Origin of the sequence: Streptomyces sp. NPDC059788, from assembly GCF_042732265.1 — a bacterium.
In the GTDB taxonomy this organism is placed as follows: Bacteria; Actinomycetota; Actinomycetes; order Streptomycetales; family Streptomycetaceae; genus Streptomyces.
Window position 1 is genome coordinate 71,271 of record NZ_JBHWHY010000024.1, and the last position, 25,299, is coordinate 96,569.

General features: G+C 71.4%; 26 protein-coding genes and 1 pseudogene. 13 read left to right on the top strand and 14 right to left on the bottom strand.

The window, feature by feature from the left end; genetic code table 11:
• Positions 1–122: 122 nt before the first annotated feature.
• A complete protein-coding gene (locus ACFV57_RS21835; protein ID WP_385234645.1) occupies positions 123–1,022 on the bottom strand; it encodes a menaquinone biosynthetic enzyme MqnA/MqnD family protein in 900 nt (299 codons plus the stop codon).
• 249 nt (positions 1,023–1,271) lie between these two features.
• Between ACFV57_RS21835 and ACFV57_RS21840 the strand changes: the two genes are divergently transcribed.
• From ACFV57_RS21840 to ACFV57_RS21850, 3 genes are all read left to right on the top strand, one after another.
• Complete coding sequence (locus ACFV57_RS21840) at positions 1,272–1,475, top strand: cold-shock protein (protein WP_003984261.1); 204 nt, start codon at positions 1,272–1,274, stop codon at positions 1,473–1,475.
• A gap of 184 nt (positions 1,476–1,659) precedes the next feature.
• Entirely contained in the window at positions 1,660–2,790 is a 1,131-nt protein-coding gene (locus ACFV57_RS21845) for an AraC family transcriptional regulator (protein WP_385234649.1), read from the top strand.
• An 83-nt stretch (positions 2,791–2,873) separates the two neighbouring features.
• Positions 2,874–4,100, top strand: coding sequence for a lipase family protein (locus ACFV57_RS21850; protein WP_385234652.1), 1,227 nt, complete (start codon positions 2,874–2,876; stop codon positions 4,098–4,100).
• Positions 4,101–4,288: 188 nt separating this feature from the next.
• Here the strand turns inward: ACFV57_RS21850 and ACFV57_RS21855 are convergent, their stop codons facing one another.
• The gene (locus tag ACFV57_RS21855; protein WP_385234655.1) at positions 4,289–6,271 is read right to left on the bottom strand and encodes an AMP-dependent synthetase/ligase; all 1,983 of its coding nucleotides are present in this window, start codon (positions 6,269–6,271) and stop codon (positions 4,289–4,291) included.
• Positions 6,272–6,663: 392 nt separating this feature from the next.
• On the opposite strand from ACFV57_RS21855, the gene ACFV57_RS21860 reads away from it, so the two are divergent.
• A complete protein-coding gene (locus ACFV57_RS21860) occupies positions 6,664–7,566 on the top strand; it encodes a MaoC family dehydratase (protein ID WP_385234873.1) in 903 nt (300 codons plus the stop codon).
• Positions 7,567–7,677: 111 nt separating this feature from the next.
• Here ACFV57_RS21860 and ACFV57_RS21865 read toward each other — a convergent pair whose 3' ends face one another.
• Positions 7,678–8,340, bottom strand: coding sequence for a TetR/AcrR family transcriptional regulator (locus ACFV57_RS21865; RefSeq protein ID WP_385234658.1), 663 nt, complete (start codon positions 8,338–8,340; stop codon positions 7,678–7,680).
• A 139-nt stretch (positions 8,341–8,479) separates the two neighbouring features.
• On the opposite strand from ACFV57_RS21865, the pseudogene ACFV57_RS21870 reads away from it, so the two are divergent.
• A pseudogene (locus ACFV57_RS21870) lies at positions 8,480–9,216 on the top strand (alpha/beta fold hydrolase).
• 140 nt (positions 9,217–9,356) lie between these two features.
• Here ACFV57_RS21870 and ACFV57_RS21875 read toward each other — a convergent pair.
• The 5 genes from ACFV57_RS21875 to ACFV57_RS21895 all read right to left on the bottom strand — a co-directional run bounded on the left by ACFV57_RS21875 (position 9,357) and on the right by ACFV57_RS21895 (position 13,905).
• A complete protein-coding gene (locus tag ACFV57_RS21875) occupies positions 9,357–10,724 on the bottom strand; it encodes a dicarboxylate/amino acid:cation symporter (RefSeq protein WP_385234661.1) in 1,368 nt (455 codons plus the stop codon).
• Between the two features lie 402 nt (positions 10,725–11,126).
• Positions 11,127–11,417 carry a DUF4229 domain-containing protein gene (locus tag ACFV57_RS21880; protein WP_385234664.1) on the bottom strand — a complete coding sequence of 97 codons (291 nt, stop codon included), beginning with the start codon at positions 11,415–11,417 and terminating at the stop codon, positions 11,127–11,129.
• Positions 11,418–11,543: 126 nt separating this feature from the next.
• A complete protein-coding gene (locus tag ACFV57_RS21885) occupies positions 11,544–12,068 on the bottom strand; it encodes a GNAT family N-acetyltransferase (RefSeq protein WP_385234667.1) in 525 nt (174 codons plus the stop codon).
• 41 nt (positions 12,069–12,109) lie between these two features.
• Positions 12,110–13,276, bottom strand: coding sequence for an aminofutalosine synthase MqnE (gene mqnE, locus ACFV57_RS21890; RefSeq protein WP_385234876.1), 1,167 nt, complete (start codon positions 13,274–13,276; stop codon positions 12,110–12,112).
• A gap of 173 nt (positions 13,277–13,449) precedes the next feature.
• Positions 13,450–13,905, bottom strand: coding sequence for an Lrp/AsnC family transcriptional regulator (locus ACFV57_RS21895; RefSeq protein ID WP_385234670.1), 456 nt, complete (start codon positions 13,903–13,905; stop codon positions 13,450–13,452).
• A 131-nt stretch (positions 13,906–14,036) separates the two neighbouring features.
• On the opposite strand from ACFV57_RS21895, the gene ACFV57_RS21900 reads away from it, so the two are divergent.
• The gene (locus ACFV57_RS21900; protein ID WP_385234673.1) at positions 14,037–14,177 is read left to right on the top strand and encodes a hypothetical protein; all 141 of its coding nucleotides are present in this window, start codon (positions 14,037–14,039) and stop codon (positions 14,175–14,177) included.
• Here the strand turns inward: ACFV57_RS21900 and ACFV57_RS21905 are convergent.
• Positions 14,174–14,845 (bottom strand): UbiX family flavin prenyltransferase, encoded by a 672-nt coding sequence (locus ACFV57_RS21905; protein WP_385234880.1) that lies wholly within the window; start codon positions 14,843–14,845, stop codon positions 14,174–14,176. The two genes, ACFV57_RS21900 and ACFV57_RS21905, sit on opposite strands and share 4 nt — an antisense overlap.
• A 167-nt stretch (positions 14,846–15,012) precedes the next feature.
• Between ACFV57_RS21905 and ACFV57_RS21910 the strand changes: the two genes are divergently transcribed.
• Both ACFV57_RS21910 and ACFV57_RS21915 read left to right on the top strand, forming a co-directional pair.
• A complete protein-coding gene (locus tag ACFV57_RS21910; protein WP_385234676.1) occupies positions 15,013–15,618 on the top strand; it encodes a rhomboid family intramembrane serine protease in 606 nt (201 codons plus the stop codon).
• Between the two features lie 405 nt (positions 15,619–16,023).
• Positions 16,024–16,443 carry a DUF4870 domain-containing protein gene (locus ACFV57_RS21915; RefSeq protein WP_385234680.1) on the top strand — a complete coding sequence of 140 codons (420 nt, stop codon included), beginning with the start codon at positions 16,024–16,026 and terminating at the stop codon, positions 16,441–16,443.
• A gap of 51 nt (positions 16,444–16,494) precedes the next feature.
• On the opposite strand, the gene mqnP is transcribed toward ACFV57_RS21915, so the two are convergent.
• Both mqnP and ACFV57_RS21925 read right to left on the bottom strand, forming a co-directional pair.
• Positions 16,495–17,418, bottom strand: coding sequence for a menaquinone biosynthesis prenyltransferase MqnP (gene mqnP / locus ACFV57_RS21920; RefSeq protein ID WP_385234683.1), 924 nt, complete (start codon positions 17,416–17,418; stop codon positions 16,495–16,497).
• Between the two features lie 2 nt (positions 17,419–17,420).
• On the bottom strand, positions 17,421–18,878 hold the full coding sequence (locus ACFV57_RS21925) for a menaquinone biosynthesis decarboxylase (protein WP_385234686.1): 1,458 nt from the start codon (positions 18,876–18,878) through the stop codon (positions 17,421–17,423).
• 88 nt (positions 18,879–18,966) lie between these two features.
• Between ACFV57_RS21925 and ACFV57_RS21930 the strand changes: the two genes are divergently transcribed.
• The 4 genes from ACFV57_RS21930 (at position 18,967) to ACFV57_RS21945 (ending at position 21,612) form a co-directional block, all read left to right on the top strand.
• A complete protein-coding gene (locus ACFV57_RS21930) occupies positions 18,967–19,398 on the top strand; it encodes a PLD nuclease N-terminal domain-containing protein (RefSeq protein ID WP_385234689.1) in 432 nt (143 codons plus the stop codon).
• A 137-nt stretch (positions 19,399–19,535) separates the two neighbouring features.
• Entirely contained in the window at positions 19,536–19,964 is a 429-nt protein-coding gene (locus ACFV57_RS21935; protein ID WP_385234883.1) for a nucleoside deaminase, read from the top strand.
• Complete coding sequence (locus tag ACFV57_RS21940; RefSeq protein WP_385234692.1) at positions 19,957–20,931, top strand: isopenicillin N synthase family dioxygenase; 975 nt, start codon at positions 19,957–19,959, stop codon at positions 20,929–20,931. Before ACFV57_RS21935 ends, ACFV57_RS21940 begins: the two co-directional genes overlap by 8 nt.
• A 57-nt stretch (positions 20,932–20,988) precedes the next feature.
• Complete coding sequence (locus tag ACFV57_RS21945) at positions 20,989–21,612, top strand: DUF4291 domain-containing protein (RefSeq protein WP_385234695.1); 624 nt, start codon at positions 20,989–20,991, stop codon at positions 21,610–21,612.
• Between the two features lie 3 nt (positions 21,613–21,615).
• Here the strand turns inward: ACFV57_RS21945 and ACFV57_RS21950 are convergent, their stop codons facing one another.
• Positions 21,616–22,320 (bottom strand): SRPBCC domain-containing protein, encoded by a 705-nt coding sequence (locus ACFV57_RS21950; protein WP_385234698.1) that lies wholly within the window; start codon positions 22,318–22,320, stop codon positions 21,616–21,618.
• Complete coding sequence (locus ACFV57_RS21955; RefSeq protein WP_385234701.1) at positions 22,317–22,751, bottom strand: hypothetical protein; 435 nt, start codon at positions 22,749–22,751, stop codon at positions 22,317–22,319. The genes ACFV57_RS21950 and ACFV57_RS21955 overlap by 4 nt, the downstream gene beginning before the upstream one ends.
• Positions 22,752–22,957: 206 nt before the next feature.
• Here ACFV57_RS21955 and ACFV57_RS21960 point away from each other — a divergent pair, with 206 nt between their 5' ends.
• Positions 22,958–24,358 carry a sporulation protein gene (locus ACFV57_RS21960; RefSeq protein ID WP_385234704.1) on the top strand — a complete coding sequence of 467 codons (1,401 nt, stop codon included), beginning with the start codon at positions 22,958–22,960 and terminating at the stop codon, positions 24,356–24,358.
• 6 nt (positions 24,359–24,364) lie between these two features.
• Here the strand turns inward: ACFV57_RS21960 and ACFV57_RS21965 are convergent, their stop codons facing one another.
• On the bottom strand, positions 24,365–25,285 hold the full coding sequence (locus ACFV57_RS21965; RefSeq protein WP_385234706.1) for a phosphotransferase enzyme family protein: 921 nt from the start codon (positions 25,283–25,285) through the stop codon (positions 24,365–24,367).
• Positions 25,286–25,299: the final 14 nt, after the last annotated feature.

Here is a 25,299-nt window from a genome sequence, read left to right on the forward strand (position 1 = left end):
GCATACTTTCCGCACACCTTCGGAGGCTTCCGCACGCCTGCCGCCGGTGCGACTTCCGTATGCCGTCGATACGCCTTCCGTACGCCTTCCCTACGCGCGGAATTCGCCGCCGGAATCGGGAACTACGCCCGCGGGTTCTCCAGGAGATCCACCCGCACATCCGCCGGATAGCCGGTCGTTTCTCCCGTTCTGCGGGCGAATTCCGCCACACCGCGCAACTGGTCCGGCCCGAAACGGAAGTCGAGGGTGGTGAAGTAACGCTCCAGCACCTTCTCGTCGAAGGTCTCCCAGCGGGCGGCCTGCTCGGCCACCTTGCCGACCTCCTCCAGCGACAGGTCGCGGGAGGCCAGGAACGCCTCGTGCACCTTGCGTACGACGAGCGGCTCGCGCTCCAGGTAGTCCCGCCGGGTCGCCCAGACCGCGAAGACGAACGGCAGTCCCGTCCAGTCCTTCCACATCTGCCCCAGGTCGTGCACCTGGAGGCCGAGCCGCGGCGCGTCGTGCAGGTTCGCGCGGAGCGCCGCGTCCCCGATCAGGACCGCGGCCTCCGCCTCCTGCATCATCAGGCCGAGGTCGGGCGGGCAGGTGTAGTAGTCGGGAGTGACGCCGATCTTCTCGGCCAGCAGCAGTTGGGCCAGTCGTACGGACGTGCGGGAGGTCGAGCCGAGCGCGACCCGGGCCCCGTCCAGCTCCTCCAGGGGCTTTTGCGACACGATCACGCAGGACATGACCGGGCCGTCGCAGCCGACCGCCAGGTCGGGGAAGGCGACCAGGTCGTCGGCGGCCCGCAGGAACTCCACGAGGGTGACCGGCGCGATGTCGAGATCGCCGCGCACCAGCTGTTCGCTGAGCTTTTCCGGGGTGTCCTTCGTGAGCTCCAGGTCGAGCAGCGTGCCCGTACGCGCGAGGCCCCAGTACAGGGGCATACAGTTCAGGAACTGGATGTGGCCCACCCGCGGCCGGCTGCGACGGTGGTCGGCTGCCGCTCCTGCGGATGCGTCTCCAACGGTTGAATTGTCCACATGCGGAGGCTAGACCCGGCCGCTGTCGAGCGGCGCGGCGGGGCCGCCTGTGGCCGCCGCACCGCACCGGTAAACGTGATCTTTGGCTCTTCCGCCCCACAACCGCCCCGTGCTAGGCTCAGCGCAAGTTGCAGTTTGGTTTCCCTTGCAGTACAGAGCCTGCGGAGCATGTGACGCCGCAGGCTTTTGTAGTTTTCAGACTTCTTGCAGGTTCTGGAGCAGGGCAACCCTTTGGCCCAAGGAGGGCTTATGGCTACCGGAACCGTGAAGTGGTTCAACGCTGAAAAGGGCTTCGGCTTCATCGCCCAGGACGGCGGCGGCCCGGATGTCTTCGTTCACTACTCTGCGATCAACGCCTCTGGCTTCCGCTCCCTGGAAGAGAACCAGCAGGTGAACTTCGACGTCACGCAGGGCCCGAAGGGTCCGCAGGCGGAGAACGTCACGCCGGTCTGAGTTGCCCGGTCCGACCGATCGCGGTCGACTTAGCAGTACCCAAGGAGCCCCGCTCCTTCCCTCCGGGGAAGGGGACGGGGCTCCTGCCTTTTCCGCCCGCCGCCCACCGGAAAAGGCGGCGCCCGAATTCCGTCCCCGTCAGCCCTCCTGACCTCCCCGCCCCCCGCGGCTACCGTGAAGGGTCATGACCGGGGCGACCATCGCGGTGCACCATGTGCGGGCCGTGCTGAGCGGCGCGCGGCGCAGGGATGTGGATGTCGTGCCGTTGCTGCAGGCCGCGGGGATTTCCCCGCTGCTGCTCGGGGACGAGCGGGCCCGGGTCGCGGCGGAGAGCTTCGCCCGGCTGGTCAAGGCGGTGCAGCGGGCGACGGACGACGAGTTCCTGGGGCTCGGGCCGCTGCCCAGCCGCCGGGGCACGTTCGCGATGATGGGCCTCGCCTGCCTGGGCTGCCCGGACCTCGGCACGGCGCTGGAGCGGGCCGCACGGTTCTACGGGCTGTTCCCCGGCGGGCCCGAGATGGCGGTGACGGCGGAGGCGAAGAGCGCCCCCGGGCACCTCACCGAGCCCCGCCCCCGTCCCGGACCCGGCACCGCCCCCTGGCCCGGCCCCGGCGTCGCCGAGTTCTCGTTCCGTACGGATCTGCGTCCGTACGCCGAGGACATCTTCCTCGCCGAGTCCGTGATGATCATCTGGCACCGGCTCTCCAGCTGGCTCATCGGCCGCCACATCCCGCTGCGCCACGTCCGCTTCGCCCACCCCGCCCCCGCGCACGCGCGCGAGTACGGGCCGATGTTCGGCTGCGAGGTGCGCTTCGGCGCGTCGCACACCGCGGCGGCCTTCGACGCCCGCTGGCTGGCGGCGCCGGTCGTCCGGGACGAGGCCGCGCTGACGGCGATGCTGCGGCGGGCGCCCGCCGACCTGCTGAGCCGGCGGGAGTACGGCACGACCGTCGCCGAGCGGGTGCGGCGCACGCTCGTGCCCGCGCTGCGCGCCACGGGCCCGGCGCGGCTGCCGGAGGCGGCCGAGGTCGCGGCGCGGCTGGCGGTGAGCCCGGCGACGCTGCGCCGCCGGCTCCAGGAGGAGGGCACCTCGTACCGGCGCCTGAAGGACGCGGTGCGCCGGGACGCGGCGATCAGCTCGCTGACCGCGGGCCGGGAGCCGATCGCCGCGCTGGCGGCGCGGCTCGGCTTCTCCGAGGACACCGCCTTCCACCGGGCGTTCCGGCGGTGGACGGGGACCACGCCCGGCGCGTACCGGCCGCAGCCGCACGCGCCGGACGTGCGGCTGCGCGCTCTTCCGGGTCAGCAAAGCTGAGCGTCCCGGTCAGCGCCGTACTTACCCGCGAGTCACTACGGTCACCCCAACTGAACCGTCCTCCGGACCGTTGGGAGAGCCGCATGGTGCACACCACCCCCCATGACCGGCGCGCCCCCCGCGCGCTGCGCACCACCGCACTCGCCGCCGCCACCGCACTCGCCCTCTCGCTCGGCCTCACGAACGCCGCCGCCACCACGCACCCCGCGCCGTCCGCACAGGCGGCCCAAGCGGACCACGCGCGGCCGGGCGACATCGTGAAGTCCTCCCCCACCTCCTTCCACCCCCTGCCGGGCCAGCCGACCCGCACCCGCGCCTGGCACATGGAATACCGGTCGACCAGCGCCGGGGGCGCCCCGAACGTCGTCTCCGGCACCGTCATCGTCCCGGACGACGGCCGCACCGGGCCGCGCCCGCTGGTCACGTACGCCGTCGGGACGGTCGGCCTCGCCGACACGTGCGCGCCCTCGGCCGGCTTCCCCAAGGGCACCACCGTCGAGGCCAACCTCATCCAGCAGCTGACGGCCCGCGGCTGGGCGGTCGCCGTGACCGACTACGAGGGCCTGGGTACGCCCGGCGACCACACCTACACGGTCGGCCGCGCCGAGGGGCAGGCCGTCCTGGACGCGGCCCGTGCCGCCCAGCGGCTGCCCGGCGCCGCACAGGCGGGCGTCACCGCGGACTCACCGGTCGGAATCATGGGCTACTCGCAGGGCGGCCAGGCGTCGAGCTGGGCGGCCGAGCTGCACGCCGCGTACGCGCCCGAACTGAAGGTCAGGGGCACCGCGACCGGCGGCGTCCCGGCCGACCTGCTCAAGGTCGCCGACTTCAACGACGGCAACGTGGGCGCGGGCCTGATCCTGATGGCCGCCGTCGGCCAGGACGCCGCCTTCCCCGAACTGGACCTGGCGAAGTACCTCAACGCCAAGGGGCGGCACTACGTCGACTTCATGAGGAAGAACTGCGTGGCCATCGACGGCATCGCGGGCGCCTTCAAGAAGATCTCCGACGTCACGGTCAAGAACCCGCTGCACGAGGCGGACTGGCAGCGGCGCCTGCGGGAGTCGGACCTCGGTACGCGTAAGCCGGACGCGCCCGTGTTCCTCTACCACGGCACGCTCGACGAGCTGATCCCGTACGGCGTCGGCAAGCGGCTGCGCGCGGACTGGTGCGCCAGGGGCGCCGACGTGCGGTGGAACGCGATCCCGCTGGGCGAGCACGTCGTCGGCGCGATCGCGGGGGCCGTACCGGCCGCCAACTGGCTGGCGGACCGCTTCGCCGGGAAGCCGACGGACAGTAACTGCCGTTAGCTGCAAAGAGCCTGATCGCCCGTCAGTTCTGTAAGGCCGAGGAACCCCGTGCCACTTCCCCCACAGAGGTGACACGGGGTTCCAGTCTGGCGGACCGGGCATCTGCCACGTTACCCGGGGGTCAGTTAACAGCGCGTCAGTACGGCGGGGGCGGGGCCGGCCGACAGGCCGCCCGCCCCTGCCCCGGTTCAGCGCCCCTCGTACAGCCCTTCGATCTCCTTCGCGAAGTCGCGCGCGATCGCGGCCCGCTTCAGCTTCAGGGACGGGGTGAGATGGCCCCGCTCCTCCGTGAAGTCCACCGGCAGCACGGCGAAGCGGCGTATCGACTCGGCGCGCGAGACCAGCTGGTTGGCGTCGTCCACGGCGGCTCGGATCTCGGCCAGCAGCGCTTCGTCCGTGACCAGTTCCGCCATCGCGACCTGCTGCTTCCTGCGCATCTGCCGCCAGTGCGCCAGCCCGTCCGGCTCCAGCGTGACCAGTGCGGTGATGTACGGGCGGTTGTCGCCGACGACCATGCACTGGCCGACGAGCGGGTGCGCCCGCAGCCGGTCCTCCAGCGGGGCCGGGGCGACGTTCTTGCCGCCGGAGGTGACGATCAGCTCCTTCTTGCGGCCGGTGATGGTCAGGTAGCCGTCCGCGTCCAGGGCCCCGATGTCGCCGGTCGCCAGCCAGCCGCCGTCCCCGGGCCCGCCCTCGGTACCGGGCCCGGCCCCGGCTGCGAACCCGTCCCCGGGCCCGCCCCCGTCCGGCAGCGGGCCGCCCGTCGCCGCGTCCCAGTAACCGGTGAAGACCTGCCCGCCGCGCAGCAGCACCTCGCCGTCCTCCGCTATCCGTACGGCGGTGCCGGGCAGCGGCCAGCCCACCGTGCCGATACGGGGCCTGAGCGGCGGGGTGAGGGTGGCCGCCGCGGTGGTCTCGGTCAGCCCGTACCCCTCGAAGATCTCGATGCCCGCGCCGGCGTAGAAGGCCGCGAGCCGGTGCCCGAGCGGCGAACCCCCGCAGATCGCGTAGCGGACCCGGCCGCCGAGCGCGGCGCGGATACGGCGGTAGACCAGCGGGTCGTACAGCTTGCGGGCCGCCTTCAGCGCCACGCCCGGACCGCCGCCCGTGCCGTGCTCCGCCGCCTCGACGGCTTCTCCGTAGCGCCGGGCGATCGCGGCGGCACGGTCGAAGGAGGCGGCCCGGCCCAGCTTCTCGGCCGTGGCGCGGCCGGTGTTGTAGACCTTCTCCAGGACGTAGGGGATGGCGAGCAGGAACGTCGGGCGGAAGGCGGCCAGGTCGGCGAGGAGGTCCTCGGTGCGGATGCTGGGCGCGTGGCCGAGCCGTACCCGGGCGCGCAGGCAGCCGACCGCGACCATCCGTCCGAAGACGTGCGACAGGGGCAGGAAGAGCAGGGTCGAGGCGGGCTCGCTGCTGACCGACTTGAAGACCGGGTGCAGCAGTTCGGTGGCGTTGTCCACCTCGGCGAAGAAGTTGCCGTGGGTCAGGACGCAGCCCTTGGGGCGGCCGGTGGTGCCGGAGGTGTAGACGAGGGTGGCGATGCTGCCGGGGCCGGTGGCCGCCCGCCGCTCGGCCACCAGCACGTTCGGCAGCCGCCGGCCCGCCGCGACGATCTGCGCGACGGCGCCGGTGTCGAACTGCCACAGCTGGGCCAGGTCCGGCAGCCCGGTACGGACCCGGCTCACCAGCCGGGCCTGCTCGACGCTCTCCACCACGCAGGCGGCGGCGCCCGAATCCCGCAGAATCCAGTGCGTCTGGTGGGCCGAGGAGGTCGGATAGACGGGCACGGTGACCAGCCCGGCCGCCCAGGCGGCGAAGTCGACGAGGGTCCACTCGTACGTCGTCCGGGCCATGATCGCCAGCCGGTCGCCGGGCCGCAGCCCGTGCGCGATCAGGCCCTTGGCCACGGCGAGCACCTCGGCGGCGAACTCGGCGGCGCTCACATCCCGCCACGCGCCCCCGGCGCCCTGCCCCGCCTTCTTGCGCGCCAGCACCACCTCGTCGGGTGCTTGCGCGGCGTTGTCGAAGGGGATGTCTCCCAGTGAACCGGTCCGCACCGGCGGCACCAGCGGCGGTACGGACACCTCCCGCACGATGTTGCCCCGCACCCGCGTGTGCGGCTCCACCAGAGCGGGCGCCGGTGGCCCGCCTTGCCGTTGCTGACTGGACACGAGCGGCTCCTCGTCTCACGGTGGGCGTGCCGGCCGGCGCGCGGCCGAGCGGCCGGCGGACCCCAACGAGCCGAAGGAGCAGGCCCGTTCGGCGGCCGTGGCCGGCGCGACGTCCGCGGACGCGCGCTCTCGACCATCACCTGACCCGACAGTAACCTTACTTCGAAGTAAATTTACGCGAGGACCAGGAGTTGGCCAATGCCCGAACACCGTCTTCCTCCCGCCGATTCGGCCCCGGGCCTCCTCCCCGCCCCCCGCACGGCCCGCCCGCTCCGCGCACCGCACCGGCCGGGCGCCTGATGCCGGGCGACGCGACCGGCCGCGCGACGACCGGCACCACCGGCGGTGCGACAGGCGGCATGACGACCGGCCTGTCCCGCCCGCCGCGGCTGATGCCCGTACTGGCCAAGGGCGTTCTGACCGGGATCGGCAAGCACCCGCACCCGGACGCCGCACTGCCGCACACCCGCCTCGTGCTGCCCGCCGTACGGATCGGGCTGGGCCGGGCCGCCTCGTACGCCCGGGTCTGCGGCTACGACGCCACCGAGCCGCTGCCCGTCACCTATCCGCACATCCTCGGATTCCCGCTGGCCGCGCGGCTGATGAGCGCACGGGACTTCCCGCTGCCGATGCTCGGGCTGGTGCACACCGGCATCGAGATCACGCAGTACGCGCCGCTGCATCCCACCGACACCCTCGAACTGACGGTGTTCGCGGGCGCGTTGCGGGCCCACCGCCGCGGCACCGAGGTGGTGATGACCACCGAGGCGCGGCGCGCGGACGCGCTGGTGTGGCACGACCGGAGCACCTATCTCGCGCGGCACCGCACGGCCGGGGGCGAGGACCCGCGCCCGGAGCGCCCCGACGGGCCCGGCGGCTCCCCCGCCTCGCCCGGCTTCCCCGACTCCCCCGGCCTTCCCGGTTCTCCCGGCCGCGCCCGCGACCTGCCCGTACGCGCCCGGTGGCGGCTGCCCGCCGACCTCGGCCGCCGTCACGCCGCCGTCTCCGGCGACTACAACCCCATCCACCTCCACGCCCTCACGGCCCGCCCGCTCGGCTTCCCGCGCGCCATCGCGCACGGCATGTGGACCTTCGCGCGCTGCGCCGCCGAGGCGGTGCTGCCGGGTACGCCGACGCTGCGCATCTCGGCGGAGTTCCGCGCGCCGGTACCGCTGCCCGCCACCGTCGCGTACGGCTACGAGACCACGCGCACCGGCGGCGTGTTCCAGCTGCGCGGCGGCCCCGAGGGCCGGTCCCGTGTCCACCTGGAGGGGAGGGTGGAGACGGACGTGTGAGGGGGCGGCGGCGCGGCCCCGGGAGCGCCTGGAGCAGCGCGGCGCGGGGCGCCCGGAAGCGGGCCGCGCGGGACGCCCGGAGGCGGGGCGCCCCGCGGCGCCCGGCCGGTCTCAGCTCCCCGGCGACCACCGCTCCCCGGCCATCAGCCGGCCCAGCCCCGCCCACGCGAAGTTCATCAGCGTCGCCGCCGTGTCCTTGGCGGGCGGGCGCTCGCCCGACGCCAGGTCGCCGCCGCGGGCGTTGGCCCAGTCGGCCAGCGACTCGGCGGCGCCCACCAGGGCGTGCGCGAGGCCGGACACCTCGCGTGCGGCCAGTTCCTTGTCGCAGCCCGCCTCCTGGGCCGCCGCGCCGATCATCGCCGTGACGAACTCGACGATCTCCGCCCGCATCGCGGCGACTTCGACCGCGAACGGCTCGCCCTGCGTACGGGCCTGCTGGTGCAGCACCGCCCAGCCGTCGGGGTGTTCGGCCGTATGCGCGAAGAAACCTTTCAGCCCGCTCCACAGCTGCCGGTCGGCGGACACCCCCGGCTCCACGGCCGCCCGCACGGCGTCCGCGAGCGCCGCCGACTCCCGCCGGATGACGGCGCTGAACAGCTCCTCCTTGGAGTTCAGGTAGAGGTAGACCAGCGGCTTCGACACCCCGGCGACCTCGGCGATCTCGTCCATCGAGGCCGCCCGGTAACCGCGCCGCGCGAAGGTCAGCACGGCCGCGTCGAGCATCTGCTGCTCCCGTACGGCCCGCGGCATCCGCTTGCTCTTCACAGCTCCCACACCAATTGCCCTTCTGTCCCGCCCCTTTACCGCGAAGTAAGTTTACGTTTTCCCGCCTTGTCCGACGGCTCTTGACCTGATCGCTTCCCTTGCGAGGCGATACGTCTCGCCTCGTTGGTACGCGTCAAAGGACCTTCCCATGCACCAGGCACACCAGCAGTTCGTGGCGGCGTCCCCCGGCGTACGCCTGTGGACCGGGCGGCGCGGCCCGGCCGGCGCGCCCGCCCTGCTGCTCGTCATGGGTGCGCAGGCGTCCGGCCTCGGCCGGCCGGAGCCGTTCGTGGACGCGCTCGCCGTCCACCACCGGGTCATCCGTTACGACCACCGCGACACCGGCCGCTCCAGCTGGTCCTTCGACCGGCAGCCGTACCGCGTCACGGACCTGGCGCAGGACGCCGTCCGCGTCCTGGACGGCCTCGGGGTCGAGCGGGCGCATCTGGTGGGGCTGTCGCTCGGCGGGATGCTGACCCAGCTCCTGCTCGCCGACCACCCCGACCGCGTACACAGCGCCACCCTGATGGGCACCTCCGCGCTGAGCACCACCCCGTACACCCGCCCGGGCGGTACGCAGGTTCCCGTCGCCGAACTCCCCGGCATCGCCCCGGAGCTGCTGGAGCTGTGGTCCCGGCCCGTCGAGGACCACGGCCCGGAGGCCGAACTCGACCGGTCCCCACCCTCGTCGTCCCGGCCCCCGCCGAACCGGTCTTCCCGCCGCCGCACCCCCACCACCTCGCCCAGGTCATCCGGGGCGCGGGCCTGGTGGAGATCCCCGGCATGGGCCACGCCCCGCCGCCCGAGGTGCAGGGACCGCCGGCGGAGGCGGTCCTCGCACACACGGGGAAGCACGCGGGGAAGCGCACGGGGAAAGCGGGCTGAGCCGGGGCACGTACAGGTGCACGCGAAACGCCGGACGGGCCGGGATTCCCCTGGGGGTTCCCGGCCCGTCCGGCGTTCAGACCTACGCGGTCAGGCCTCCGCGGTCAGGCGGTGGTGATCAGGCGGCGAGGGTCGGCGTCCTACGCCCCGGCCGGTGCCGGAACCGACACCTTCTGCTCGCTCTGCTCGGACTCGCCCACCGCGGCGTCCTCCAGCTCCACCCCGGCGGCACGGGAGTACGCGTCGCGGTCGAGGATCTTCTCCTTGGCCGACACCAGGATCGGCACGACGACCTGGCCCGCGACGTTCGTCGCCGTCCGCATCATGTCCAGGATCGGGTCGATGGCCATCAGCAGGCCGACGCCCTCCAGCGGGAGGCCGAGGGTGGACAGGGTCAGGGTCAGCATGACGGTGGCGCCCGTCAGACCGGCGGTGGCCGCCGAGCCGATGACCGAGACGAAGGCGATCAGGACGTAGTCACCGATGCCCAGCTGGACGTCGAAGATCTGCGCGATGAAGATCGCGGCGAGGGCCGGGTAGATGGAGGCGCAGCCGTCCATCTTGGTCGTCGAGCCGAACGGCACCGCGAAGGAGGCGTACTCCTTCGGGACGCCCAGGCGCTCGGTGACCTTCTGGGTCAGTGGCATGGTGCCGACCGAGGAGCGGGAGACGAACGCCAGCTGGATGGCGGGCCAGGCGCCCTTGAAGAACTGCAGCGGGTTGACCTTGGCGAAGACCGACAGCAGCAGCGGGTAGACGCCGAACAGCACGATCGCGCAGCCGACGTAGATGTCGACGGTGAACGTCGCGTACTTGCTGATCAGGTCCCAGCCGTAGTCCGCGATGGCGTAGCCGATCAGGCCGAGCGAGCCGATCGGGGCGAGCCGGATGACCCACCACAGGGCCTTTTGCAGCAGCTCCAGCACGGAGCGGCTCAGCCGCAGCACCGGCTCGGCGCGGTCGCCCAGCTTCAGCGCCGCGATGCCGGCCACCGTCGCCAGGAAGACGATCTGCATGACCTCCAGATCGGTGAACGGCGTGATGATGTTCTTGGGGATGATGCCGGTCAGGAAGTCGATCCAGGAGCCGGCGTGCTGGGGGAGCTTGCCGTCCTTGGGAGTCAGGCCGGTGCCCGCGCCGGGGTTGCTGACCAGGCCGATCAGCATGCCGATGGCGACCGCGATCAGCGAGGTGACCATGAACCACAGCAGGGTGCGGGTGGCCAGCCGGGCGGCGTTGTTGACCTGCCGCAGGTTGGTGATCGAGACCAGGATGGCGAAGAAGACCAGCGGCGCCACGGCCAGCTTGAGCAGCTGGACGAAGAGGCTGCCGATCGTGTCGAGGGTGGTCTTCAGCCAGGAGATGTCACCGCTCTTGGCGATCCAGCCGAGCAGCACACCGAGGACGAGGCCGAGCAGGATCTGGGCCCAGAACGGCACCTTGGGTATGCGGCGGGCGGATCTGGCGGTCTCGGGGGACCGCGGGGTCTCGGAAGACGTGGTGGACAACGGACACACTCCGGGGACTAACAGGCGTCGGGAAGGAAACGGCGGACAGCGCCAGGAGACAGGAGGTCCGTATCAATCCGTACGGAATCTCCGGCCGCTGCGGTGACCGGCTCGGCGGGTCAGCGGCGGCAACAGGCCGCGGACATGCAGCGGCAGAGATCGACGTGCAGGCGCGCCACGAGCGGGACGCCCGTGGTGGGGTGGTGCGCTGCTGCTGTCTTCATGTCGAACACGTTAACACTTGAACTTTGGGGAACCCAAAGAAATTCTTTGGGCAGGAGGGGCGGAAGGGCCCGGATCGTCCTGCGGGAAGCACGATGCCCCGTCGCGGAGGGGTTTCTCCGCGACGGGGCATCCGTCGGCTGTGCGGCGCTTTACGGCGTCGGCGGGGTCTCCCGCGGACTACAGGAGGCCGTCCTCCTGGCGGGCGTTGGCCGCGATGCGGGCCTTCTGCCGGTCCACCTTGGCCACGATCTGCTCGGACATCGCGTCCCGCTGCTTGCGCAGCAGCACGAAGCTCAGCGGCGCGGAGATCACGACCGAGAGCAGCAGCAGCCACACGGCGTTGGAGCTGCCCACGCCGAGCGGGATGATGTGGAAGTACGCCAGCGCCCAGACCAGCGCGAAGCACACGACGAAGATCCCCAGGCGCAGGGCGGTGTAGCGGAGCGTGGCGAACTTCTGGCTACTCACGGGCGGACCTTCTTCACGACGACAACCAAAGGGTCTGCATCCAGTCAAGCACAGCCCGATTCGTGATCTTTTCGGGCCCCTGCCGTGGACCGGAACCCCACCGCGCCGGCCCCGCCCGGCGGCGGGTCACGCCAGTTCGCGCCACATCGTGATGTCGTCCCGGTAGTCGCCGTCGGCCACCTTGATCGCCGACGGCACCCGGCCGACCTCCTGGTAGCCGCAGGCGCCGTAGAACTCCTCCAGGCCGTTGCCGCCCCGGCAGGTGAGCCGGACGCTCTCGATGCCGTCGATGGCGCGGGCGGTCGCCTCCACGGCCGCCAGCAGTCCGCGGCCCGCGCCCTGCCCCTGGAGGGCGGGGTGCACCATCACGGTGGAGACCCACAGCCAGTGCCGGTGGATGCGGTGGCTGTTCAGGTGCAGGAACGCGGTGGCCAGCACCCGGCCGTGGCCGTCCCGGCCGACGATCAGCCGGGCGTGCCCCTCCGAGATCGCCACCAGGTGCGCGAGCAGGTCGGCGCGCACGTCCTCGGTCGTCACCGGCGGTACGAAACCGACGGCACCGCCCGCGTTGGACACCTCGGCCCACAGTGTGCGGATGCCGTCGGTCAGTTCGGGGGTGACGGCGGGGTCCAGGTCGAAGCGCAGGTCCATGGTGGGGACCCTAACCGCCCCGGGTGACACCCGGCCCGGCGTCAGACCCGCATCGGCTGCGGTGCCTCGCGGCGCTCCGCGTCCGGGCCCGGGTACTCCCGGATGATCTCGTAGCGGGTGTTGCGCTCGACCGGCCGGAAGCCCGCGTCGCGGATCAGGTCCAGCAGGTCGTCGCGGGTGAGCTTGTTGGGCGTGCCGTAGTTGTCCGCGTCGTGCGTGATCTTGTACTCGACGACCGAGCCGTCCATGTCGTCGGCGCCGTGCTGGAGCGCGAGCTGCGCGGTCTGCACGCCGTGCATGACCCAGAAGACCTTCACGTGCGGAACGTTGTCGAACAGCAGCCGGGAGACGGCGAAGGTCTTCAGCGCCTCGGCGCCGGTCGCCATCGTCGTCCGCGCCTGGAGCTTGTTGCGGACCTTGCCGTCCTTCATGTCCACGAAGTCGTGCTGGTAGCGCAGCGGGATGAAGACCTGGAAGCCGCCCGTCTCGTCCTGCAGCTCGCGCAGGCGCAGCACGTGGTCGACGCGGTGCCGGGGCTCCTCGATGTGCCCGTACAGCATCGTCGCCGGGGTCTTGAGGCCCTTCTCGTGCGCCAGGCGGTGGATGCGCGACCAGTCCTCCCAGTGGGTGTCGTGGTCGACGATGTGCTGGCGCACCTCCCAGTCGAAGATCTCCGCGCCGCCGCCGGTCAGCGACTCCAGACCGGAGTCGATCAGCTCGTCGAGGATCTCGGAGGCGGGCAGCCCGGAGATCTTCTCGAAGTGGTGGATCTCGGTGGCGGTGAAGGCCTTGAGGGAGACCGTGTCGGGCAGCGCCTCCTTGAGGGCGCTGAGCGAGCGCGGGTAGTAGCGCCACGGCAGGGTGGGGTGGAGGCCGTTGACGATGTGCAGCTCGGTGAGCTTGTCGCCCTCCATCGCCTTGGCGAGGCGGACGGCCTCCTCGATGCGCATCGTGTACGCGTCCTTCTCCCCGGGCTTGCGCTGGAAGGAGCAGTACGCGCAGGAAGCGGTGCACACGTTGGTCATGTTGAGGTGGCGGTTGACGTTGAAGTGCACGACGTCGCCGTTCTTGCGCGTGCGCACCTCGTGGGCGAGCCCGCCCAGCCACGCCAGGTCGTCGCACTCGTAGAGGGCGATGCCGTCCTCGCGGGTCAGCCGCTCCCCGGACCGGACCTTGTCCTCCAGCTCGCGCTTGAGACCCACATCCATGGATGCAGTCATCCGGCCGCCTCCCATATCTCTGCCAAAATCGGGCTTCACCGAGCGTACTCCCCCGTTATCCGGCCCGGCCGGGCCCCCATGCCTGTACGGCGGGGAGCCCGCCGTACAGGCGCGGAAGCGGGGTCGTGCGCGCCGTGCCGCGTGTCGCTCCGGGGCCCGGTCTAGGCGTCCTCGGGCAGTTCGCCGACGCGGTTCTCCCACTTGGTGGAGAGCACGATGGTGGTGCGCGTGCGGGAGACGCCCTTGGTGCCCGAGAGCCTGCGGATGGTGCGCTCCAGGCCGTCCACGTCGCCGACCCGGACCTTGAGCATGTACGAGTCGTCGCCCGCGATGAACCAGGCGTCCTCGATCTCCGCGAGGTCGCGCAGCCGCACGGCCACGTCCTCGTGGTCGGCCGCGTCCGACAGGGAGATGCCGACCAGGGCGGTGACGCCCAGGCCGAGGGAGGCCGCGTCGACGGTCGCCCGGTAGCCGGTGATCACGCCGGCCGCCTCCAGGCGGTTGATCCGGTCGGTGACGCTGGGCCCGGACAGGCCCACGAGCCGGCCCAGCTCCGCGTACGAGGCCCTGCCGTTCTCCCGCAGTGCCTGGATGAGCTGCCTATCTACGGCATCCATACGCCCCTGACCTTCCATTCACTTAGCAATCCCGGCTTTTACATGTAGAATCTAAGGCATACAGGGGCTGCGACCCTGTAGAACCGTCAATTTCAGTTGATCAAAGACGATCTTTCACAGGAGATGTCACCGTGTACTCGATCGAGATGGCCTACGCCCGTATGCGCGAGCTGCAGGACCTGGCCAATCGTTCCCGTGCTCACCGTCCCGCCGCCCCCGTCCGGGGCAAGCGCCTCTTCGGCCGCAACGGCTCCACCGCCAAGAAGCGCTAGTTCCCCTCCTTGGAGCCGGATCCGAGCTCCCCTACCCACCGCCGGTAGAGCCGGTGCGGCACACCCGCCGCGTCCAGCACCCGGCCCGCGACGAAGTCCACCAGATCCTGGATGTGCGTCGCTCCCGCATAGAACGCCGGCGAGGCGGGCAGCACCACGGCGCCCGCCTCGTCCAGTGTCACCAGATGCCTGAGGGTCTGCCCGTTCAGCGGGGTCTCCCGCACCGCGACCACCAGCCTCCTGCGCTCCTTGAGCGTCACGCTCGCCACCCGCTGCAACAGGTCCTTCGACAGACCGAGCGCCACCCCCGCCACGCACGCCGTGCTCGCCGGCACGATCAGCATGCCCTTGACCGGGTACGAGCCCGACGACGGCCCCGCGGCGAGATCACCGGCCGGCCAGTGCCGCACCAGGTCCAGGTCCGCCTCCGTGACCTCGAACGTGCCCGGCTTGCCGTCCGCGCCGCGCGCCAGCCACTCCCCCAGGTCCGCGCGCCAGTGCGCGTCCCGGAAGGAGATGCCCGTCTCGTCCAGCAGCGTCAGCCGCGAGGCCCGGCTGACGACCAGGTCCACCGCCTCCCCGGCCGCGAGCAGGGCGCGCACCACGGACGCCGCGTACGGAGTCCCGGACGCGCCGGAGACACCCACCACCCAAGGGCGGCGGGGCACGTCGGCGGACCCGGTGGCCGGCCGGGCGCGGTGCCCGTCGAGCCTTGCGACACCGGGCTGACTGGTGTTGTTGTCCTGCGGTTCCACGGCATCGAGCCTATCCGGCGGAACCACCGGGCCCGTCACGACCGTTTGTTCCAGTGAACGGGGAAAGGGAGGTGCCGCGGATGATGACGCGAGCGCTGGAGCGCGCCAAACCGGCCGCCGCGCTGATGCTGGGCTGGGTCGCGCTGCTGTGGACACTGGAGATCGCCGACGCCGCCTCCGGCAACGCGCTGGACACCTTCGGCGTGCGGCCGCGCGAGCTGGGCGAGCTGGCCGACGTGCTGCCGGCCGCCTTCATCCACTTCGGCTTCGACCACCTGGCCGCCAACACGCTGCCGCTGCTGCTCCTCGGCTTCGTGGCCGCGCTCCGCAGCGGCCTGCGCCGCTTCGCGGGCGTGGCCCTGCTCATCGCGCTCACCAGCGGCCTCGGCGTCTGGCTGACCGCCCCCGCCGGCAGCAACACGGCCGGCGCCTCGGGCGTCGTCTTCGGTCTCTTCGGCTACCTCCTGATACGTGGCTTCATCGACCGCAAGCCGCTGGACATCGCCCTCGGCGCGCTGGTCGCCGTGGTCTACGGCTCGATCCTGTGGGGCGCGCTGCCGACCGACAGCGGCATCAGCTGGCAGGGCCACCTGTTCGGGCTGGTGGGCGGCGTGCTGGCGGCGTTCGTCTTCCGGCGGCGCCAGGCCGCGCCGCCGGCCGGCGGGCAGGACCGGCCGGTCCCGTAGGCTCGCCGGACCGGCGGGGCCGCGGCGCCGCGCCGCGGTACGAACAGCACCACCCAGGGGGTACGAGGCATGGCCGACTTCCACAAGCCCGAAGAACCGCGAGAGCCGCAGGAGCCGCGGGGCGCACAGGAACCTCAGGGGGCGCAAGGGGCGCCAGGGGCTCAGGGGGCGCCGGGGGCGCAAGGAGCACAGGGCGCTCCGGGGGCACCAGGAGCCCACCAGTCCCAGCCGTCGCAGCCGTCGTACGGGCCCGGCCCCGGACACGGCCCGTACGAGCAGGGGCCGGGCCCGTACGCCCAGGGCCCGGGACCGTACCCGCAGGGGCAGCCCGGCCCGTACGCCCAAGGCGCCGGCTGGGCGCCCGGCCCCGGGCAGCCGGGGCGTCCCGCGACGAACAACAACGCGATGTGGACCCATCTGGGCGCGCTGCTGACGGTCACCGTCGGCTCCAGCATCTGCTGCGGCCTGGGCGGCGTCCTCGGCTGGATCGCGCCCCTGAGCATCCGCAACAACCCGGAGAACCGGCACGACCCGCTGGTGCGCCACCACGGCACCCAGGCGCTGAACTTCGGCATCACGCAGGCGATCATGGTGGCGGTGGGCGGTCTGCTCTACCTGGCCGTCCTGCTCTCCGGCATCACCGGCGCCTACGGGGACGGGCGCGCGCTGCCGGTGGCGCTGCTCCTGTTCGGGGGGCTGCTGGCGCTGGACGCGGCGTTCCTGATCGCCGGCTGCGTGTTCGCCGTCATCGGCACGATCAGGGCGAACCGGGGCGAGCTGTGGTCGTACCCGAAGTTCCTCGCCTGGCCGATGGTCAAGCCGTAGCGGCGGCCGCCCGCGCTCCGGGGGCGGCTGCCGCCCCCGGAGCGCCGCGGTTCACAGCGTCAGGCCGCGGACGAACAGGTCGAGCAGCGCGCAGACGAACAGCGCTATCCCGATGAACCCGTTGACCTGGAAGAAGGCCCGGTTGAGCCGGGAGAGGTCGTGCGGGCGCACGATGGTGTGCTCGTAGAGGAACGCCCCGACGACGACCACCAGGCCGAGCCAGAAGAACACCCCGGCGTCCGTGGCGAGCGCGTACCAGACCAGCAGTGCCGTGGTGACGGCGTGGCTGGCGCGGGCGCCGTGCAGCGCCGCCGGGATGCCGAAGCGGGCCGGTACGGACTTCACGCCGTGCGCCCGGTCGGCCTGCACGTCCTGGCAGGCGAAGATCAGGTCGAAGCCGCCGATCCAGACGCCGACCGCCAGCCCCAGGATCACCGCCTCCCAGGACCAGGTCCCGGTGATCGCTATCCACGCGCCGATCGGACCCATCGCCTGGGCGAGGCCCAGGATCGCGTGCGGGAAGTTCGTGAACCGCTTGCCGTACGGGTAGACCACCATCGGGATCACCGCGACCGGCGCCAGCGCCAGGCACAGCGGGTTCAGCAGCGCCGCGGCGCCGAGGAAGAACACCACGGCGATCAGCGCGCCGGTCCACGCGGACCGTACGCTCACCGCGCCGGTGACCAGCTCGCGGCCCGCGGTGCGCGGGTTACGGGCGTCGATCTCCCGGTCGATGATGCGGTTGGCGGCCATCGCGAACGTGCGCAGGCCCACCATCGCGACGGTGACCAGCAGCAGCTTGACCCAGTGGATGCTCTTGTCCCACTGGTGCATCGCGGTCAGCGCGGCGATGTAGGCGAAGGGCAGCGCGAAGACCGAGTGCTCGATCATCACCAGCCGCAGGAAGGCTTTGACTCTGCCGGGCGGTGCGGGTTCGGGGGCGAAGAGATCCGGTGTCGCTGAATCGGCGCTCATGTCTAGAACCCGTACTCCTTCCAGCGGCGGTCGACCTTCGCCGCCGTCTCGCTGTCCGACTCGACCATCTCCGGCCAGCCGCCGTCTCGCGTGTACCCCTCCTCGGGCAGCTTGCGCGTCGCGTCGATGCCCGCCTTGCCGCCCCAGAACTGCTGGTACGAGGCGTGGTCGAGGTGGTCGACCGGCCCCTCGACGACGGTCAGGTCCCGCGCGTAGTCCGTGTTGCCCAGGGCCCGCCAGGACACCTCGTGCAGGTTGTGCACGTCACAGTCGGCGTCGACCACGATGATCAGCTTGGTCAGCGACATCATGTGCGCGCCCCAGATGGCGTGCATGACCTTCTGGGCGTGCTTGGGGTACTTCTTGTCGATCGAGACGATCGCGCAGTTGTGGAAGCCGCCGGACTCGGGCAGGTGGTAGTCCACGATGTCCGGCACGATGATCTTCAGCAGCGGCAGGAAGAACCGCTCGGTGGCGCGGCCCAGCGGCCCGTCCTCCGTCGGCGGCCGGCCGACCACGATCGACTGGAGCAGCGGCCGCTTGCGCATCGTCACGCAGTCGATGGTCAGCGCGGGGAACGGCTCCTGCGGCGTGTAGAAGCCGGTGTGGTCGCCGAAGGGGCCCTCCGGCAGCATCTCGCCCGGCTCCAGCCAGCCCTCCAGCACGACCTCGGCGTTGGCCGGGACCTGGAGCGGCACGGTCTTGCAGTCCACCATCTCGATCCGCTTGCCCTGGACGAGCCCCGCGAACAGGTACTCGTCGATGTCGCCGGGCAGCGGCGCGGTGGAGGCGTAGGTGACGGCCGGGGGGCAGCCGAAGGCGATGGCGACCGGCAGCTTCTCGCCGCGCCTGGCGGCCACCTGGTAGTGGTTGCGGCTGTCCTTGTGGATCTGCCAGTGCATACCGATGGTGCGCTTGTCGTGGCGCTGGAGGCGGTACAGGCCCAGGTTGCGCACGCCGGTCTCCGGGTGCTTGGTGTGGGTCAGGCCCAGGTTGAAGAACGACCCGCCGTCCTGCGGCCAGGTGAACAGCGCCGGGAGCCGGTCCAGGTCGACGTCGTCGCCCCGCAGCACGACCTCCTGGACCTGGGCGCTCTCGCCCTTGACCTTCTTCGGCGGCACGTGCGCCATGCTCGCCAGCTTGCCGAAGGCCTCGCGCACCCCGACGAACCCGTGCGGCAGCTCCGGCTTGAGCAGCCCGCCGATCTTGTCGCTGATCTCGTCGTACGACGTCAGACCGAGCGCCTTGAGCAGCCGGCGGTCGGTGCCGTACACGTTCATGGCCAGGGGCATCGACGAGCCCTTGACGTTCTCGAAGAGCAGTGCGGGCCCGCCGGACTTCTGCACCCGGTCGACGATCTCGCCGACTTCCAGGTGCGGGTCGACCTCGGCCTTGATGCGCTTGAGGTCGCCCTCCCGGTCGAGCGCGCGCAGGAACGAGCGAAGATCGTCATAAGCCATACGTTCCAGTATCCGGTACGCACTACCCTGTACGGGTCACCGGGCCCCGACCAGGCCCGCCCGTCAGCTCAGGGGGGCTGCTTCCGCAATGCTCAGGTATCTGCCGTTCCTCTTGATCCTGGCGCTGTGGATCTATGCGTTCATCGACTGTCTGAACACGCCGGAGAACCAGGTCCGCGGCCTGCCGAAGATCGCCTGGGTCTTCATCATCCTGCTCTTCGGCGAGGTGCTGATCGGCCCGGTCGCCTGGCTGGTGGCCGGCCGGCCGCGGCGCGAGCACGCCGGCGGCAGCACCCCCTCGCAGTGGCACCGCGACCACCGCGGGTCCGGCTCCGGCGGCAAGTGGGTCGCACCGGACGACAACCCGGACTTCCTGCGCTCGCTCAAGGACGAGAACAAGAAGGACGAGGCGCTCCTGAAGGACTGGGAGGCCGACCTGCGGCGCCGTGAGGAAGAACTGCGGCGCAAGGAGGACGGTCCGTCGGACGGCGAGGGGAACAACCCGCCGCCGAAGGGCTGACGCGCCGGATCCCGGCGCGCGCCCGTATCCGCGCTCCCCTCTCCCGCTCCGGACACGCCGTCCGGTTCACGCCCCGTGCGTTGCCGGGCCGCCCCGGAGCGAGGAGAGTGGCCGTCGTGAAGGACCGGGAGCGCGAGATGCTGGCCACGGCGGTCGCCGAGGCACGGGCCGGGCTGGCGGAGGGCGGCATCCCCATCGGGGCCGCGCTGTACGGTCTCGACGGCACCGTCCTCGGACGGGGCCGCAACCGGCGCGTCCAGGACGGCGACCCCACCGCGCACGCGGAGACCACCGCCTTCCGCGCCGCCGGCCGGCAGCGCAGCTACCGCGGCACGACGATGGTCACCACCCTCTCCCCCTGCTGGTTCTGCAGCGGCCTGGTCCGCCAGTTCGGCATCTCGCGCGTCCTGATCGGCGAGGCCCGGACCTTCCACGGCGGCCACGACTGGCTGGCGCAGAGCGGTATACGGATCGTGCTGCTGGACGACGCGGAGTGCCGGGCCATGATGCGGGAGTTCACCGCCGCCCGGCCCGGACTGTGGCACGAGGACATCGGCAATGAATGAGACCGCGGCCCCCACGCCCGCCTCGCCCGTCCCCACCGTCGACATCGCCCGCTGGCGGACCGGCGGCCCGGACGTACGCCGCAGTACCGCCGAGACCGTCGACGCCGCGCTGCGCGCCGCCGGCTTCCTGATCGTCACCGGCCACGGCATCGACCAGGACCTGCGCGACCGCGTCCGGCGCACCGCCCGTACGTTCTTCGCCCTGCCCGCCGCGGAGAAGCAGCCGTACGCCACCGAGGTCGGCGGACGCGGCTGGCTCGGCCCCGGCGCCGAGGCCAACGGCGCCGCCGAGGGCACCGCGACCCCGCCGGACCTGAAGGAGTCGCTGTCCTTCGCCTCCGAGGAGCCGACCGGCGTACCGGCCGTCGACGCCGAGTGGTTCCTGCCCAACATCTGGCCCCACCAGGTCCCCGCCCTGCGCCTCGACGTCCAGGACCTGCTGGAGGCCCTGCGGGCCCTGTCCGACCTTCTCCTGGAACTCCTCGCCGACGCGCTCGGCGCCGCCCCGGACCGCTTCACCCGGCACACCGGCCACCCCACCTGGGGCTTCAACATCAACTGGTATCCGGGCACGCGGACGGTGGGCGAGGCGCTGCCCGGCCAGTTCCGCATCGGCCCGCACACCGACTTCGGCACGGTCACGGTCCTGGACCGGCAGCACGGCAAGGGCGGCCTCCAGGTCTGGACCGACCCCGCGCACGGCGGCACCGGCTGGCAGGACGCCCCCTGGGTGCCGGGCTCCCTGACCGTCAACATCGGCGACCTGATGGCCCGCTGGACCGACGGCCGCTGGCGCTCCGGCCGCCACCGCGTGCTGCCGCCACCGCCGGACGCGCCCGGCGAAGAACTGATGTCCCTCGTCTACTTCTACGAGTGCGACCCCGGCACCCGCATCGGCTCACTGCCCGACTCGCACACGTACCTGCGCGCCCAGCTCGACGCCATCAACCCGAGCCGTCCCGCCTGACCCCTGCCCCACAAATTCAGTGGCCGCTCAGGGCACCCAGCCGCAGACTGACGCCCCATGAACAACCAGCCCCACCCGTCCCCCACCGAGCCCCCGCGCCGCATCCGCGCCGCCCACACCGCCACCACGATCACCGTCTACCAGGCGTACGCCCCGTCCCTCGGCCTCCCCGCCGCCCGCGACAGCCGGTTCCCGCCCGCGTGGAAGCGGGAGCGGATGACGTGGATCAAACCGTCGTTCCTGTGGATGATGTACCGCTGCGGCTGGGCCACCAAGCCCGACCAGGAACGCGTCCTGGCCATCGAACTCGACCGCACCGGCTTCGACTGGGCCCTGCGCCACGCCTGCCTGTCCCACTACGCCCCCGCCGCCCACCCTGACCGGACCGCCTGGAAACAGCAGCTCCTCAACTCACCCGCCCGCATCCAATGGGACCCCGAACGCAACCTGCACCTGGCCCCGCTCCCCCACCGCTCCCTCCAGCTGGGCCTGTCAGGCGAGGCGTCCCGCCGCTACGCCGACGAGTGGACGGTCGCGATCCGCGACGTCACCCCGCTGGCCCACAAGATCCACGCCCTCGTCCGCGAGGGCGACACGGCAGCCGCAACCGCCCTCCTCCCCGAGGAACGCCCCTACCCGGCCCCGGCGGAAACCCCGGGCCTGTCCCCCACACCGGCCTGACCCTTACTGCCCTGCGGCCGCGTAGTCGGCCCGCAGCTCCCGCCACCGGTCCAGGTTCCGCGTCGACCAGTCCTCGGGACGGCCGTCGAGCGCGTCGGCGAGAAACTCGAAGTGGTGGTGCCCGCCGGCCAGGCAATCCAGACGGGAGGCGGCGGAGCCGGTGAACTCGTTCGTGACGTGCAGGCGGGTGCCCTCGGGGCCCTCGTCCCGGAGTTCGAAGCGCATACGGCCGTGAACATCGACGGTGTACTCCGCCAGCCGCACCGGCCCCCAGCCGGTGACCCGCCCGGGAGCCACCGTCGCATTCCCGTGCTCATCGGTGTTCTGCCACCGAAGCGTGATCACCCCACCCTCACACCGCACAAACGGATCGGCCACAGCAAGCCACCCCGGCAGCCCCTCCCGAGTAGCCACCGCCTCCCAGACCCGCTCCGCCCCCTGGGGAAAACGCAGCTCATACCGAAGGGTGTGAGTATCACCGGCGGAAACAGCAGTGCCATACCGGACAGGACTCTCCAGACGCTCCATGAGCCCACCATCGCGCACGGCACGGGGTTCGGCAGGTCGGGACGGGGCGGTGGCGATCGGGGTCCCACTGCGGGTGATCCGGAGCAGCACGGCCAGCCGGCCGTCCGATGCGCGGCTGACGGTGTTGCTCGCCACCGGGGCGAGTTCACACTCGTACGGCTCCTGTCCCGTCTGGCTCATTCGGTCACCTCGTCGTCGAGGGTCTGCCGCTCTTCCGACTCGGCAGCGGCGTCATCATGCTCGGCCAGCAATCCGCCCCTGCTTTCGGCCACCCTCAGTGCGTCGCGCAGCGCTTCGCACAGTCGGGTGCTCAAGAAACGGAATTCGAGGGCGCCGGTCTTCCGGTCTTCGAGCATTTCGGTCGCGTGGTCGAGCAGTTCGGCCCCCATCACGAGCTGTATTTCCTCCATCTCGTCGGCGAGCCGGGACAGAATGCCGCCCTTGCCGTCGGCCACGAGATACGAGCGCTGCCCGGCCGGTCCCGGCCAGGGAAGCAGACGCGGGTGGACGCTCACCGTCCCGCCGCCGCGCGGTGCGGAGCGCTCAGCGGCGCCCCGAAAGCCCTGCTCATTCGGTTCCGCATATCGACCTGCCTTCTTCGGGTTGGCCATGCCCCGGGATGCCGTCACGCACCGCCGGGCGTCCTGTCTCGACAGTCAACGACCGTCTTCGACCAGTAGGCAGCGTCGATAGGGGAGTTCACGTGCACATGAGGTTCGGAATATCGCTCCAGGGGGTTCACGGTGAACCCTTACGCGAGCGAACTCACCGTGCCACCATGGGCACCCAACGTGACCCCCGGGAGGGTGGCAGGGACATGCGCAAAGAGCCGAACCACCGCCTGGCCGCCGTCATGGCGGAAGCCGGGGCCTCGAACAAAGGGCTGGCCAAACGCATTCGTGAGGTTGCGCAGCGGCATGGTGATCACCTCGGCACCACACATGTTGCCGTCCAGCGGTGGTTGGACGGGAAGGGTATTCAGCGGCAGACGGCGATGTACGTCGCCGAGGCGTTGAGCGACAAGTTACGGAGGAGGGTCACGCCACGAGATCTGGGGTTTCCCGGGGCCGTGAAGGTCCTCGACAACTCAGTCAGCGTGAGCTACGCCAGTTCGCTTCCCGAGGTGCTGGACGCGCTTGGCGGCCTTACGCACCAGTGCCCGGAGGACGGCCGGCCGGACGGAACTCAGCTCCCGGACGCCGATGTGCACTCGGCTGTCCTCACGTGGCTGATCTCCAGGCCGGAGGGCGTGCCCAGTGACGCCCCTGCCACCCGCCGAGTCGGCATGCGCGACGTCGCCGCCATCCGTACTGCCGTGGAGTTCTTCATGCAGCTGGATTTCCGGTTCGGTGGCGGGCATGCGCACAAAGCCTTCCGGCACTACTTCCGGGAAGACGTGCTTCCCCTCCTCGGGGCCTGCTACAGCGCCAAGGTGGGTGCGGCATTGTTCAGGGCTGCATCGGAGATTTCGCAGTTGTTGGCCTGGAGCGCGTACGACATCGGGAATCACGCTCTCGCCGAGCGTTACCTGCTGTCGACTCTGCGTCTTGCTCAGGTGGTGGGCGACCGCACGATGGGCGCGCGGATTCTGACCAACTTGAGCCATCAGGCCAACTATCTGGGCAAGGCGCCCCGGGCACTGGCGTTGGCCCGTGCGTCGGTGGAGGGCGGCAAGGCATGCTCCACGCCCCGCGCGATGGCACTGTTCTCCGCGCATGAGGCCCGCGCCCTGTCCACGGCCCGGGACCACAAGGGCGCTGCCCGTGCGATGAACGAAGCGGAGAGGTTCTTCGAGCGGGCCGGGAATGCCACGGACCCGGAATGGCTCGCCTACATGGACGAAGCCGAGCTGAACGGCGAGTTCTGCCACTGTTTCCGGGATCTCGGGCAGGGAACGGAGGCGGTCCGGTTCGCCCGACGCGCCGTCGCACTCACCGACCCCAAGTACGCCCGCTCGCTCGGGTTCTGCCGCATGGTGCTCGCCCAGAGCCAGTTGCTCGACGGCGAACTCGAAGCCGCTCTGACCACCGCCGGGCTCGCGGTCGAAGCGGGAGACGCACTTCAGTCGGCCCGCTTCCGGCGTTACGTGGACGACTTCCGACGCGAGGTGTCCGCCCACGCGCCCCATCCTGTCGTCCAGCGGTTCGACGAACGGGCGCGGAAGGCGATGGACGGGATGGACGGGATGGGCGGGGTCGTCGGGAGCGACGACGAGTGACGCGGGTCATCCCGGGCTCCAGTCGCGTGGCTCGTCCTCGTTCCGCAGCGAGGAGATGCGCCGCGCGTACTCCGCGGCCGTTTCGGCGCTCTCGGCGACGTTCTGCATGAGCCATGTCGTCATCTTGAATTCCTGCAAGGCCCGCAGGGTGGGGAAGCCCGGCCAGCTGCGCAGGTCCTGGCCATATGCCCCGACGAATGCGCCGTACTGTTCCTTGGTCTGCCACCCCAGGCTGTGATGCTCGGTGGCGGTGACCATCAGATCCCACTCGGGATGGTCGAAGCTGAATCGTTCGAGATCGATCAGGATGACCTGGCCACCGCGGTCCACCATCAGGTTCTGCACGTGCGCGTCCCCGTGCACGGCACATTTCCGGGATGCGAAGCGGAGGCCCGCGACACGCTCCCGGAGTTCCCGCGCGCGCTTGCGCAGAAAAGCCCGGTCGTCCTCCGGTATGCCGACCGCCGCTGCGATGCGCCGGTCGGTCCGGCCCAGGGCCGGGTACGGCGGTAAGGCCAGTGTGTCCGGGACGGTGAGCGAATGGAGGTCCCGGAGGACCGCGCCCAGTTCTCCGTACGTCGGTTTGCGGGGGCCTTCCTCGATCAGGTGCCAGAACGTGACGGGGTGGCCGTCCACCAGCAGGGGCTGTTCCAGGTCGTCGACCACGCGCGTAACGGGGAATCCCGTACGTGACAGCCAGCGGGACACCCGCACCTCGCCCTGGACCGCGTCCAGGTACTCCGGCGAGCGGGCGATCCGCACCACCACAGGGTGTGCCGCCAGCCGGAACAGCGCGTTCTCCCCTAGGCGGATCAGGCGCGCCCCGTCACTGTCGAGGCCCGCCCGTCGGCAGGCCCCGGCCAGTACCCGGGCGGCGCCGCCCGACGTGAATGCGTGCTTCGTGCTCCGCTCGGCGTCGGACGGCATGTCCGTATCCACTC